This is a genomic window from Gammaproteobacteria bacterium (genome assembly GCA_013214945.1).
GTDB lineage: Bacteria > Pseudomonadota > Gammaproteobacteria > Enterobacterales > Psychrobiaceae > Psychrobium.
Genome location: JABSRT010000022.1, coordinates 59,965 through 73,660 on the forward strand (window position 1 = coordinate 59,965; position 13,696 = coordinate 73,660).

Annotated in this window: 13 protein-coding genes; 2 read left to right on the forward strand and 11 right to left on the reverse strand. The window is 43.0% G+C overall.

The genetic code is table 11. The annotated features are described in order from the left end of the window. Nucleotides 1-12 precede the first annotated feature (12 nt). The 4 genes from HRU23_15935 to HRU23_15950 all read right to left on the reverse strand — a co-directional run bounded on the left by HRU23_15935 (nt 13) and on the right by HRU23_15950 (nt 3,748). On the reverse strand, nt 13-651 hold the full coding sequence (locus HRU23_15935) for a nucleoside/nucleotide kinase family protein (protein ID NRA55629.1): 639 nt from the start codon (nt 649-651) through the stop codon (nt 13-15). Between the two features lie 88 nt (nt 652-739). Beyond that, complete coding sequence (locus HRU23_15940; GenBank protein NRA55630.1) at nt 740-1,513, reverse strand: sugar ABC transporter ATP-binding protein; 774 nt, start codon at nt 1,511-1,513, stop codon at nt 740-742. Then, complete coding sequence (locus tag HRU23_15945; protein NRA55631.1) at nt 1,510-2,583, reverse strand: ABC transporter permease; 1,074 nt, start codon at nt 2,581-2,583, stop codon at nt 1,510-1,512. Before HRU23_15945 ends, HRU23_15940 begins: the two co-directional genes overlap by 4 nt. Before the next feature lie 142 nt (nt 2,584-2,725). Further along, nucleotides 2,726-3,748, reverse strand: a complete 1,023-nt coding sequence (locus HRU23_15950; protein NRA55632.1) for a sugar ABC transporter substrate-binding protein — start codon at nt 3,746-3,748, stop codon at nt 2,726-2,728. Between the two features lie 286 nt (nt 3,749-4,034). On the opposite strand from HRU23_15950, the gene HRU23_15955 reads away from it, so the two are divergent. Next, the gene (locus HRU23_15955; protein NRA55633.1) at nt 4,035-5,234 is read left to right on the forward strand and encodes an ROK family transcriptional regulator; all 1,200 of its coding nucleotides are present in this window, start codon (nt 4,035-4,037) and stop codon (nt 5,232-5,234) included. A gap of 66 nt (nt 5,235-5,300) precedes the next feature. On the opposite strand, the gene HRU23_15960 is transcribed toward HRU23_15955, so the two are convergent. The 3 genes from HRU23_15960 to HRU23_15970 all read right to left on the reverse strand — a co-directional run bounded on the left by HRU23_15960 (nt 5,301) and on the right by HRU23_15970 (nt 7,684). Beyond that, nucleotides 5,301-5,645, reverse strand: a complete 345-nt coding sequence (locus HRU23_15960) for an HNH nuclease family protein (protein ID NRA55634.1) — start codon at nt 5,643-5,645, stop codon at nt 5,301-5,303. A gap of 165 nt (nt 5,646-5,810) precedes the next feature. Beyond that, nucleotides 5,811-6,359: a DUF882 domain-containing protein gene (locus HRU23_15965; GenBank protein ID NRA55635.1), complete on the reverse strand. Its 549-nt coding sequence runs from the start codon at nt 6,357-6,359 to the stop codon at nt 5,811-5,813. A gap of 80 nt (nt 6,360-6,439) precedes the next feature. Then, nucleotides 6,440-7,684 carry a L,D-transpeptidase family protein gene (locus HRU23_15970; GenBank protein ID NRA55636.1) on the reverse strand — a complete coding sequence of 415 codons (1,245 nt, stop codon included), beginning with the start codon at nt 7,682-7,684 and terminating at the stop codon, nt 6,440-6,442. Nucleotides 7,685-7,887: 203 nt separating this feature from the next. Here HRU23_15970 and HRU23_15975 point away from each other — a divergent pair, with 203 nt between their 5' ends. Beyond that, nucleotides 7,888-8,766, forward strand: a complete 879-nt coding sequence (locus tag HRU23_15975) for a cation diffusion facilitator family transporter (protein ID NRA55637.1) — start codon at nt 7,888-7,890, stop codon at nt 8,764-8,766. Between the two features lie 26 nt (nt 8,767-8,792). Here the strand turns inward: HRU23_15975 and HRU23_15980 are convergent, their stop codons facing one another. The 4 genes from HRU23_15980 to map all read right to left on the reverse strand — a co-directional run bounded on the left by HRU23_15980 (nt 8,793) and on the right by map (nt 13,444). Further along, the gene (locus tag HRU23_15980; protein ID NRA55638.1) at nt 8,793-8,963 is read right to left on the reverse strand and encodes a hypothetical protein; all 171 of its coding nucleotides are present in this window, start codon (nt 8,961-8,963) and stop codon (nt 8,793-8,795) included. Between the two features lie 145 nt (nt 8,964-9,108). After that, entirely contained in the window at nt 9,109-9,933 is an 825-nt protein-coding gene (gene dapD, locus HRU23_15985; GenBank protein NRA55639.1) for a 2,3,4,5-tetrahydropyridine-2,6-dicarboxylate N-succinyltransferase, read from the reverse strand. 9 nt (nt 9,934-9,942) lie between these two features. Then, nucleotides 9,943-12,555, reverse strand: a complete 2,613-nt coding sequence (glnD, locus tag HRU23_15990) for a [protein-PII] uridylyltransferase (protein ID NRA55640.1) — start codon at nt 12,553-12,555, stop codon at nt 9,943-9,945. A 97-nt stretch (nt 12,556-12,652) separates the two neighbouring features. Beyond that, entirely contained in the window at nt 12,653-13,444 is a 792-nt protein-coding gene (gene map / locus HRU23_15995) for a type I methionyl aminopeptidase (GenBank protein NRA55641.1), read from the reverse strand. Between the last annotated feature and the right edge of the window lie 252 nt (nt 13,445-13,696).

Sequence of the window (13,696 nt, forward strand, 5' to 3'; positions counted from 1 at the left end):
ATAGATTATTGTTTATTGATTGCTGATTATGTTCCGAGTATCTGAGTGATCTATCACCAGCTGTGCATTGGGTATGTCATTAGAATCTGCTTTGGTGGTAGCACCTTTGAGGTCGAAGCCTTGATCGAGCCAACGTGTGATTAATCGTTGTCGTAAAACTTCAATTGGTACGTCTAACAAGACGCTGGCATCAAAATACTGCGCGAGTCTTTGCCACCCCAGCTGCTTTAATAGCAAATAGTTTCCTTCGATCAAAATAATTTTAGTGTCATTGCTTATTGCAATTGCATCGTTGACGACTGCGTCGATATCTCGGTTAAAGATTGGGGCGAGCACTGTTGCTTGATTGAGCTTTACCTTGGCTAATAGCTGTTCTAATGCCGTTAAATTAAAGGTTTGTGGTGAGCCTTTTACCGCCAGCAAGCCTTGTTGCTGTAAAGTCTCATTATCTAAGTGGAAACCGTCCATTGCAACGATTTGGCAACTCAATTGATGCTTGGTCTGTAACAGTAGTTGTAGTGATTGCACTAGGGTCGATTTACCAGAACCGGGCGCGCCGGCAATGGCGAAGAGGTAACGAGACTTGTTGGCTGCATCTTTTATGATGCGGTTAGCGAGTTGTTCTAACTTGTCATAGCGCTGATGATTCATAGTTCACTTATAATTTAGTCGTTAAAAGCGCAACAGGGCACCAAAAAGCCAGCTAGCAGCTTAGTAACGGCTAGCTGGCTGATAACGTTTATGTTAGTGACGGATGAGGCTCTTTAGCACCAGTCATATAAGCGACAGCCTCTTCCATCGTGTGCTCCTTAGGGTTTAAGGTACACAGGCGACGACCTAAACGGTGGACGTGAATACGATCTGCAACTTCGAAGACATGCGGCATATTGTGAGAGATAAGCACAATAGGAATGCCTTTTGATTTTACCTCGACAATCAGATCTAATACCCGTTGAGACTCTTTTACCCCAAGTGCGGCCGTTGGTTCATCCATGATGATTACTTTAGATCCAAAAGCCGCCGCTCGAGCAACCGAGATCCCCTGGCGCTGGCCACCAGAGAGTGTTTCAACAGTTTGGTTGATGTTTTGAATCGTCATCAAGCCAAGTTCAGTCAGTTTATCACGGGCTATTTGCTGCATTCTAGGGCGGTCTAATTGACGAAATACTGTACCGAGTATACCGGGCTTGCGCAGTTCGCGACCCAAGAACATGTTATCGGCAATCGACAATGATGGCGACAGTGCTAATGTTTGATATACCGTATCGATGCCAGCATTTTGTGCGGCTAAAGGAGTGGCAAAGTTAACCTTTTCACCATCTAAAAATATATCACCGGAATCAGGTTGGACTGCGCCTGATAACGTTTTAATTAAGGACGATTTACCTGCACCATTATCACCTATCACCGCGAGGACTTCTCCTGGGTATAGGTCAAAGTCACAGTGATCTAAGGCAGTTACTCTGCCGTAGCGTTTAACTAAATTACGAACACTTAAAACAGGCTTACTCATGATGAAATCTTCCTAATCCATTGATCTATTGCTACTGCACTAATGATTAATACCCCGATAAGCAGATAAGTCCACTGCGGATCAGCACCCATCAGACGAAGTCCTAGTGAGAATACGCCGACAATTAGTGCGCCGAACAGCATGCCCATAATCGAGCCGCGACCGCCAAAGAGCGAGATGCCGCCGATTACCACGGCAGTAATGGATTCAATATTAGCTAACTGACCTGAAGTCGGTGAGATAGAACCGATGCGCCCGATTAGCGCCCAGCCTGCAAAGGCACAGATAAACCCAGCGAGCATGTAGACCGAGATCAACACTTTTTTAGTTTCAACGCCAGCTAGTTCTGCCGCTTCCGGATCATCACCTACGGCGTAAACGTGTCGACCCCAAGCTGTGTTATTTAGCACATAGGTTAAAATGACGACTATTAAGACAAAAGCGATAACGCCATAGGTAAATATAGCTCCACCAATATTTATTTTTTCGCCAAAGAAATGGAACAAGGGTGCTGTTTTCTCTATGTCTTGGCTACGAATTGTTTCGTTACCAGAGTACAAAAAGTTAGTCGCTAATACGATTTGCCAGACACCTAAGGTGACAATGAAAGGGGGCAGACGCATTACGGCGACGAGCCAGCCGTTGATGTAGCCGAGTAAAGTACCACAAGCAAGGCCAATTCCTATCGCGGCTTCTGCGGGCAGGCCATAGCGGAATGTCATTTGTCCCATAATGACTGAAGAGAGCACCATAATAGCGCCGACCGATAAATCGATACCTGCGGTTAGAATGACTAAGCTTTGCGCAGCGCCAACGATACCGACGATTGCTACTTGTTGTAATATCAAGGTTAAAGCAAATGGCGAGAAAAATTTACCGCCTAACAGGATGCCAAAGACGAGTAAAGATAACATCAGTACCACGAGCGGGACTAGCGATGGGGTACGGTGTAATGTGTGTTGTATTTTATTGATAAAACTGCGGTTGTCGTTGTCGAAATTGGCAACTTTTTCATTAGCGCCAAGCTTGAGCGACGTCTGGTCAGTTGAGATCGCGGTTGGTTCAGTCATGGAGATTCTCGCTTAATTCTATAAACTAATTAATTTCAGTAATCTAATGGTTCAATCAGCTAAAGGGTAGTAGCGTGCGCCACCCAATAGTTACTATCCTAAACAGAGAGCTTGCTTTCTGTTTAGGATAAGTTAGGCTAAATTAGCCCCAACAGCGCGCTAGTCCTTGTTTGGTGTCCATTGATTGAACACCAGCGGCGGTTTGGTCCGTTACTAAGTTGACACCGGTATCAAAGAAAGCTTTGCCAGGTGTATTCGCTGGCTTAGTGCCATCTTTGGCCCAAGTTGCTATTGCTTGGATACCTTTAGAAGCCATTAATAATGGATACTGTTGTGCTGTTGCGCCGATGACACCGTCAACCACGTTTTGAATACCAGGGCAACCGCCATCGACAGATACCACTAAAACATCCTTTTCTTTACCGAAAGCTTTTAGCGTCTGGTAAGCACCCGCTGCAGCAGGCTCGTTAATGGTGTACACCACGTTGATGCCAGAATCGAGCGCAAGTAAGTTTTCCATCGCTTTACGGCCACCTTCTTCGTTACCAGCTGTTACTTCATGACCGATAATTCGTGGGTCAGTTTCATCGCCCCATTTATTTGGATCGCCCAAATCAATACCGAAACCTTTTAAGAAACCTTGGTCGCGCAAAACACCTACTGACGGCTGACTTACTGCTAAATCAAGCATCGCGATTTTAGCTGTTTTAGCTTTGTCGCCAAGTGCAGCGGCAGCCCATTGACCGATTAGCTCACCGGCTAAAAAGTTATCAGTAGCAAACGTTGCATCAGCAGCGCTAACCGGATCAAGTGGTGTATCTAGGGCAATAACCAAAATGCCAGCGTCGCGCGCCTGCTTAACTGCAGGAACAATGCCGCTTGTATCAGAGGCCGTTAGCAGAATGCCTTTAGCGCCATCGGCAATACAAGTTTCAATCGCAGCAACCTGAGATTCAGAATCACCATCAATTTTCCCTGCGTATGTCTTAAGGTCGATACCAAGCTCAGCCGCTTTAGCTTTAGCACCTTCTTTCATTTTCAAAAAGAAAGGGTTGGTATCAGTTTTAGTGATAAGACAAGCGCCGATACCTGCTTGAGCATTGAAGCTTAAAATACTGGTTAATGTAATAGCGCCGACCATAGATGCAATAATTGTTTTTTTCATCTTGTTCCCTACATTTGATTAGTTATTTATGTTGAACCTGCATTGGCATAGTTCAATTGAAATCATTCTGGTACTCAGTGTGGTTACTGCGTTTTTTTTGAACGTCCTAAACGCTGTGGTTAAAATTACCGCTAGAAAAGCATGATGTCAATTAATAAATCAAATTGATTTATTAATTAATTCTGGTAGTTTAATAACTACAAATCGGTGATCAATTAATCAATCTGTTGGTCGCTGAAATTACTTCGGGTGTTAATATAAGCGCCATAATAAAGTGGGCTGAGAAGTGAGACGAAAAATTAAATATATAAAACAGGGTGGTGGGGCTAATCAATCGACGCTTCGTCGATACAATGAACGCGCGATACTTTCCCTTATACGCCGCCATGGGCCACTAGCTAAAGCGGAACTAGCAAAGCTTACTGGTTTGTCAGCCCAGTCAATGTCGGTGATTATGCGGGGTCTCGAGCAAGAGGGTCTGTTGCTACGTGGAAAATCTTTAAAGGGTAAGGTCGGTCAACCGTCGGTGCCAATGGCACTTAACCCGGACGGTGTTTTTACCTTGGGCCTGAAGATTGGCCGACGCCGAGCTGAAATTGTACTGATGGATTTTAGCGGTGATATTCGTTGTTCAAAATTTATTACTTATCTTTACCCTGTTACTGAAAATATCATTGCCTTTGCTCAAAAAAAGCTGCCGGATATAATCGCGTATTTAAGCACCGATCAAAGAAAAAAGATTCTCGGCTTAGGTATAGCCATGCCTGATGAATTGTGGAACTGGTCGGAAGAAATCGGGGCGCCACAACAAGATATCGATTCCTGGCATCAAATTGATTTAGCCGATGAAATTGGTAAATTCTGCACTTACCCGATTACGATACAAAACGATACAACAGCAGCGTGTGGTGCTGAGTTAATTTTTGGCCTTGGCTCGCAATTAACCGATTTTAGTTACATATTTATCGGATTTTTTATTGGTGGCGGGCTGGTGCTTAACCACTCAATTTTCTCTGGCCCTCAAGGCAATGCTGGCGCCATTGGCTCGATGCCAATTATTGGCCCTGACGGCAAACTCGCACAGTTAATCGATCATGCTTCAGTTGCTTTACTTGAAAAGCAGTTAAAAAAGGCGGATATCTCACCTGAATTTTTATGGCAGAGCTTGAACGATTGGCGCCAGCATGAAACGCATATCCAGCACTGGATCGACTATATTGCTAAATATATAGCCATCGCTATAGTGTCGAGCTGTAGTGTGATCGACTTTAAACATGTGGTGATTGACGGTGCTTTTCCAGCGAATATTAGAGGAAAAATTGTTGCCGCTATCGCCCAAGCAGTACAAGAGATAGACCTGCAAGGTATTGTCGTACCTAGCGTCAAAGAGGCGACTATTAATCACGATCCGCGCGTGGTAGGCAGTGCTTGCCTACCTCTGTTTGAGCATTACTTGCTCGATCAAAGTTTGCTGTTTAAGTCGTAATATTTTGGTCAAAGCAATTACTGCTCACAGGTATGAGAGTAGCAATTGAGATTGGCGTTATCGGTGTTATTTCTTTAACAGCGCCTGTAAATCGGCAAACGGGTTATAAGTTGCGGTATCCTGATTATTATCACCAGCGTCAACCCGAGTCGGGTGTTGATCATGTTCGGTATATTTTGCGTGCTCATTGTCATGACAATAAAGGCACAATAGTTCCCAATTGCTACCATCTTGTGGATTATTACTATGATCATGGTCCATATGATGCACGGTCAATTCACGCAAATTAGAATAAACAAATTCACGGGTACAACGACCACACAGCCACGGGAATAGTTTTAAGGCTTTGTCGCGATAACCTTGTTCCTCACGTTTATAATTTAATGACGTGCCATTTCTGTCTGAAGACATGGATAAGTTCCCAAAAGATTAAAGGGCTATTTTAAAAGCCCATGGTGAAAATCGCAACTACGATGTACGCTTTATACTGATGAGCATAAGAAATGGTGCAACTTTAGTCATTTCACGACAGTATTTTCAACTACCAACTACCAACTACCAACTACCAACTACCAACTACCAACTTCTGACTGGACCGGTATCAACATGAATAAATCCCGATTTCGGGTAGTAACCGACACCGCCGAGCTTGAGGCTACGGGCCGCGTCTTTTAATAATGCTAGGTTGACATCCGGTATCGCTATATCCATCGCCATGCCACGCATATGATAGCTTTTCTTGGCTACTTTGTGACTTTTTGAGGCGAGCATCGCATTAGTGAGTGGTGAGCGGTAACCTGAAATAATGTGGATCTCAGACTTATTATCAATGGTCTTTTGCAATTGGAATAATAAATCAAATAAGCGTTTGTCCATTGGTGCAGCAACATTACGGCGGTGATCTCGTAAAATTTGATTAAAACTCAATAGAGTATCATTTTGATAATCACCATTAATCCAAAATTCACCATGCTCGCGCTCACTGGTATGACGGTTAAACAGGCTCAGAGATCGAGTGCCCATGTTGAATTCTTTGGCATGTAAGCTAACCGGAACGACGCTTGTAGCAACGACACCACATAGGCTCTTGAGAAAATTTCTTCGTACAGTACAAGTTTGAGACATCTTACAACTAACCCTAATAATCGATCAAAAAACGAGCGAACAGTATCTTTTTATAGGGTATAGAGTCAAGTTTTTGTTGTTTAACTTTTGAGCGAGATCGCAATGTTTTCAGCTGGGGCTGTGGTCTTTTTATCCACTATTTTCGTTGCATTATGATTGTGGACTTCGTATTGTTCGCGGTCTTTTTTATAAATGTCGGTTCTAAATTGGGCGTTGTTGCTTTTATCTAACCACGCGGTCCAATAGACTAGGTGCACAGGCAGCGGTTCATTTAATCTTAACCATTGATTAAGGTAGGGATCTTTTTTTGCTTTGCGCCAATGTTTTTTACTAATCACGCGTTGTTCTCCAAACCAATTAGCCAGTTCATCGGCTTTTTCTACCCGGACGCAACCGGATGAAAATGCCCGTTCATACCGATTAAATAGTCGTTTATTTTGCGTGTCATGCAAATAAATTGCTTGGTCGTTATCAAAATAAAATTTGACTCGCCCTAACGCATTAGTCGGCCCTGGTTTTTGGCGTAATCGATAGGGAAATTGTCCGGTAGCGAGATTTGACCAGTCAAAATTTTTCAGTTCGAGCTGATTGCCAGAATAATCATATACTTCGTAATTTCTCTCAGCCAAATAATTATTATTATCGCGAATTTTAGGCAGGATATCTTTGTCAATAATAGTACGAGGCACGTTCCATGCTGGGTTAAGCACGACATTTTTTATTTGAGCTTGAATTTCAGGTGTTGGGCGTTTTTTTTTACCAACAATTACCCGCGAGTTTAATACTTTTTGACCCTGTTCAATCAAACTCAGCTGAAATTGTGGAATATTAACTAACAAATAGCTGTCACTGACGTTAGCAAAAAAGTGATGTTGGCGTTCCATATTACGGTTTAGCAGCTCTGCTCGACGTTTTGGTGATACATTTAACCAAGCGATGGTCCTGCGACCAATGATGCCATCGGGTTTTAAGCCGTGGCGTTTTTGAAACGAAATAACCGCCCATTTTAGGCGGTGGCTGTAAAGGTTGTCTTGCTTTATCGGCGGTAAATCCAATTCGACATCTAAATCTTGTAACACGGTTAGGCGCTGAGTTATCTGGGGAATAAGCGGGTGAGACTGACCACGCTTTAGCAGCGTTTTTAGTTTAAGCTTGGTCCAAGCGCGGTCGGTGTTTATTTGATTAAGATAATCAATCCGGTGTTGAGTTGTTTGAATATTTAACGCAGTAATGATCTGATTTTGGATTTTTTGCTCAGCTTGACAAGTGAAAACTAATGGCACACTAAAAAGAAAGCCTGTTATGGCTAGGGCTGTTCGGGTCATTTGGTGCTCCATGCTATTTGGTGAGTGTCATGTCGATGGACCAAAAAGACCGTCCGTATCTTTTTATCCAACCTTAAGTATGGCTAGTAAGGTTAAAAAAGCAATGCGCGAATATTAATATGTTCTATCTAGTTGATTTTATAGCAAACTAAGTTAATATTTTGAGTTATCTAATCTTGCTAGATAATCTCAAAGGTGATCCGATGACTCAACAATATGCAACCGCGGTAAAACGTGCTGCTAGCGCTGCGATGGCAGTGGCTAGTATCTTGTTGCTGATTAAATTATTAGCCTGGTGGCAAACCGGTTCAGTAGCTCTGTTAGCCTCACTGGTTGATTCGTTGTTAGATCTTGGTGCATCGCTGGCTAGTTTCTTTATCTTGCGCTATTCGTTGCAGCCTGCGGACTATGAGCATAGTTTTGGCCATGGAAAAGCCGAGGCGCTAGCAGCATTAGCTCAATCGGCGTTTATCGGGGCATCAGCGCTGTTTTTGGTGTTATCGGGCATTGAGCGTTTCTTCCATCCGCAGCCGTTGGTGCAACCTGAGTTAGGTATTTGGGTCAGTCTGTTTGCTATCGCGCTTACTGGTGTGCTGGTGCTGTATCAAAAGAAAGTGGTGCGCGAAACTGGTTCGCAAGCAATCGAGGCAGATTCATTACACTATCAATCTGATTTGTTAATGAATGGCGCAATTATGCTGGCGTTATTGCTAAGCCATTTAGGTTGGCCAATGGCTGATGTTATTTTTGGGATCGGGGTCGGTTTTTTTATCATGTATGGCGCGTTTAACATCGGGCAAGGCGCGATTCAGTCATTGCTTGATCATCAGCTGCCTGAAAATGAATTAATACAAATTGAGTCGATCGCTTTAAAAGTAGATCAAGTGATGGGCATTCATCAGTTGCGCACGCGAAGATCGGGAGAGACCCGTTTTATTCAATTACATTTGGAGCTTGCGGATGAATTGCTGTTAATAGAGGCTCATCGAGTAGCCGAAGATGTCGAGACGAGGTTACTGGCCCAGTTTCCACAATCTGATATCTTGATCCATCAGGATCCGGTGTCGGTGCTACGGCAATAGAGTTAATGTGACATTGAACCGCTATGTTATTTTAAGTCGTTGACCGCTTCAGTAATTAATTCAGTTGATAAAGTCTCTTGGCCGCAACTACATTTGATATGCTGCTGTGCAAGTAACCACTGAGTCGTGCGTAATTGTTTATCGCCGCAATGGGGACAAATGATTTTAAATGTCTGTAATTGGTTAGTATGGGTCATAATTAGCCTTATAAAATATTGATTATCCATTTGATTCTATCAATATCCCATTAAATTGTTGTGATGTGAAACACAATTTCGGCTTATTTTAAAGCAGCTTAGTTTAACCAAGCTGCTTTACATGGTAGAGACAAGTAATATCGGACTATTCTACGCCGCGCAGTAGGGCATTAACCCCAACTTTTGCGAGTGTTTTAGCATCTACTTTCTTAACAATAATAGCGGCATAAAGGTTGTAAGTGCCACATTTTGAAGGTAAAGTTCCAGAAACAACTACTGAGCCTGCAGGTACTCTACCGTAGTAAATTGTACCAGTTTCGCGATCAAAAATTCGGGTGCTTTGGCTGATATATACACCCATTGAAATCACCGAGCCTTCTTCAACAATAACGCCTTCAACAATTTCAGAACGGGCGCCGATGAAGCAATTGTCTTCGATAATGGTAGGGTTTGCTTGCAGTGGTTCTAAAACGCCACCAATGCCAACGCCACCTGATAAGTGAACATTTTTACCTATTTGAGCACAAGAGCCGACAGTAGCCCAAGTATCAACCATAGTACCTTCATCAATGTAAGCACCAATGTTGGTATATGATGGCATTAGCACAACATTCTTTGCGACGTAACAACCTTGGCGCACTGTTGCCGGCGGCACGACGCGGATACCTTGTTCGGCAAACATCTCGCTGGTGTAGTTTGCAAATTTTAGCGGTACCTTGTCATAATACTTAGTTTCTTGACCATCGATAATGATGTTGTCGTGTAATTTAAAAAACAATAACACGGCTTTTTTAAGCCACTGATGAACAACCCATTCACCGCTAATCTTTTCGGCAACACGTGCTTCACCACTATCTAGCATCGCCATCACTTGAGTAACAGCTTGCTTTAGTTCGGTGCTGGCTGTGGCACTGGTATATTGATCTTTGGTCTCAAAGCCATGTTCGATGACTTGTTGTAATGTACTCATTAAATCCCCTTATTGATTGAGTTTCTCAATCGCTTTAATTAATGCGTGTTGCAATGAATCTTGCTGCTCTAATGTCAAAGCAGTACCTTGCGTTGTTGATATAATAAAAAAGTCTTCAACCCGTTCGCCAATGGTGGTGATCTTAGCGCTGAGCAATAAAATTTTATTTTTGTAAAATACGTCACCGAGATTAGCAAGCAAGCCGGGTATATCACGGGCGACTAATTCGAAGGCTGTCGTATCAGTTGGTTGATTTTGAATAAAATTAACTTGAGTCGGCACATGAAAATGCTGAACCTGTCTCGATATCCGTCGCGGTGTCCTGATTTTTACGTTTTCACTGGCTAGCCGCTTGCTTAATGTTTGTACAATCGAGTTGATCCGTCGGGTATCGATGATCGCGCTGCCGTCAAATTCTGAAATGGTAAAAGTGTCTAGCGCAAACCCTTTATCCGAAACCATAATAAAGGCATCATTGATTTGGACATTTTTGCTGCCCAATACGCGCATCACGGTCGTAAATAAATGAGGTTTATCAGGAGTATAAATAAATAATTCACTGCTGGACTGATTATTATAATTAATCAGCGAAATTAATGGCGGTTTCTTTACTGTGGTCGAAAAAATCTTTTCGCAATGACCCGCTAACAATTTCGGTGAGTGGCGCAGGAAGTAATCTGGTTGAAAAGTCTCCCATAAATCGGTAATTTGCTCAGTGGAGGCTGCGCAGTTTACATTGTTAGCAATCAGTTGCAATGCTTTGGCTTTATACTCGTTTATCCGGCCATCGGCATCAACTTCTGTGACTTTTCCTCGTCTTAACGCCCGCAGGGTATAAAAATACAGTTCGCGTAATAAAGAACCTTTCCAACTATTCCATAAATTGTTATTGGTGGCACAAATATCAGCCACGGTTAAGCAATACAGGTAGGCTAGGTGGGTTTCGTCTCTGACTTTTTCGGCAAAAGTATTGATAACATCGATATCATGAATGTCGCGGCGTTGAGCGGTAATTGACATCAACAAATGATTTTCAACCAGCCAAGCGACTAAATTACTATCGTGTTGATTTAAGTTATGACTTTTACCAAAATCGAGCGCGTCTTGGCGCCCTAATTTGCTGTGGTCGCCGCCACGCCCTTTGCCAATATCATGAAATATACCCGCTAGAACCAACAGGCCTTTTTTGGCAATTGTTTTTATTAATACGCTGCACAATGGAAATTCAGTTTTGTGCTCAGGCATCGAAAACCGACCAATATTAAGTAACAAGCGGTGGGTATGCTCATCAACGGTGTATGCATGAAATAAATCAAACTGCATTTGACCGGTAATATTTTGCCAAGCGGGTAGATAGCTGCCTAAAATTCCGTGTTTGTGCATCATTGAAAATGCTTTGATCCCATTGGGGTGCTTTAACAGCTCCATAAAAGCACGACGGCAGGGTTCCAGCGTACTCAGTGGTTGATCTAAACCATTGCGAGCTCGGCGTAATAGTCGTAGGGTTGGCGCGTAAATCCCCGTAATTTCAGGCTCGTTTGCGACATTAAGATAGAGTAAAATTAATTGCTCGGGTTGATCAAATATATGATCAGATTTTGCTTCGAGAAAACGGTCACGGCGTTGATAATGGCTGTCGATATCGAAAACTTGAAGATCTTTAATCTTACCGAGAAATGCGCGTTTAAATAATTGTAACAGCATGTCACATAACTCACCGACCTGACGGACAGTTTGGTAGTACTGCTTCATCATTTGTTCGACCGCGAGCTGATCTTTATCGCAATACCCTAAAGCTAATGCGACGTCGGCTTGGTAATTAAACAGTAATTTGTCTTCACCACGCCCTGCAACTTGGTGCAACGCAAATCGTAAGCGCCATAAAAAATCTTGACAGCAAAATAATTCAGCCAGCTCTTCTTCCGACAAAAAACCATGAGTAACTAGTTGCTCGACTAACATTGTTTTAAAATGACGCTTAGCAATCCAGCCAATAGTTTGAATATCACGTAAGCCGCCAGGGCAGGTTTTAATATTAGGCTCTAAATCAAAGGCGTTATTGGACTGGTGTCGTGAGACTTGTTCTTCACGCTTGGCCAGATAAAATTCACTGCTGGGCCAGAAGTTTGGTTTCTCTATTGCGGTTAGCAGTTGCTGATATAATAAATCGCAGCCACCGAGTAGCCGCGATTCCATCAAGTTAGTTGCCACCGTGATGTCTTCTTTACCCAGTGCAATGGTATCTGTGAGGGTACGAACGCTATGACCAATATCGAGTTTAATGTCCCACAGCAGGGTGATGAATTGACCGATCGCTTCTTGCTGGCATTGCTTGAGCGGTTTTTTAGACAACAGTAATAAATCTATATCGGAGTGCGGATGAAGTTCGCCACGGCCATAACCACCAACGGCGATCAGCGCAATATCTTGTTGGTTGAGGTCAAACTGCTGCCATAATTGTTGCAACAGCTGGTCGACAGTCCGGCAGCGTGAATGCAGCAGCTGGCGAATATCCCCTTGATCTTGAAATTTAACAAAACAAACGCTTGCCGCATCGGCCAAGTGTTGTTTTAATTGCGAAATTTGCGTTGGTGCAGTAACAGTATTATCAGGTGGCGCCATCAGTCTCTCTCTAAATAATCAGATGATTTAATACAGCGTCTCGCTTGATCCCGTCGCGACCGCGCTAAAGGCGGTTCACGACAGGATTAGCTTGAGGTTATGAGTGTTCTATTATCCGTGGTAACTCTTCGTCATTACGCAAGGTTAATACTTCAACCCCAGTAGCGGTAACGAGTAAGGTATGCTCCCACTGTGCTGACAGGCTGCGATCTTTGGTTACAACCGTCCAGCCATCGTTATTGGCCATTTTACTGTGACGTTTACCCGCATTTACCATTGGCTCAATGGTGAAACACATGCCTTCTTTTAATACTTCACCAGTGCCTACTTTGCCATAATGCATTACTTGAGGGTCTTCATGGAATTCTTTACCGATGCCATGGCCACAATACTCACGCACGATTGAATAGTTGTAACCTTCAGCAAATTGCTGAATGGCAGCACCGATATCGCCTAAGCGCGCGCCTGGTTTGACCATTTTAATCGCCAAATACAGACTTTCTTGGGTGGTCGAGATGAGTCGACTGGCCAAAATGCTTGCTTTACCAACCGTAAACATTGCGCTGGTATCACCATGATAGCCATCTTTGATCACGGTAATGTCGACATTGACAATGTCACCTTCTTTGAGTTTTTTATCGCTCGGGATGCCATGACAAATTACATGGTTGACCGAAGTACAAATCGATTTTGGAAAGCCATGATAATTAAGGGGCGCAGGAATAGCCTGCTGCTGCTCGACAATATGCTGATGACAAATTTGATCCAGCTCATTGGTCGTGACGCCTTTTTTAATAAACGGCACGATCATTTCAAGGACCTCAGCCGCTAGTCGACCTGCAACGCGCATTTTCTCAATTTCTTCACTGGTTTTTATCGTAATACTCATTAATTTTTTCTCTATTTTTATTGGCGCTAAGTTATCTAAAACTTGTATTTTGTCAGCTTTTTTGGTATAAAGCGCGCCGGGGATTTCATTCGTCGCAGCAAATCTTAACTTCTATCGGTGGATTTGAGCAAGCGATTAACAATGACCATTGATTTTAATGGTGTTGGATGAAAGAACCAAATAAAATTTTTATTTAATCTAAATCACACACGTATTTATAACTATTTTCGGGGTGCTACTAAGTCAATATTG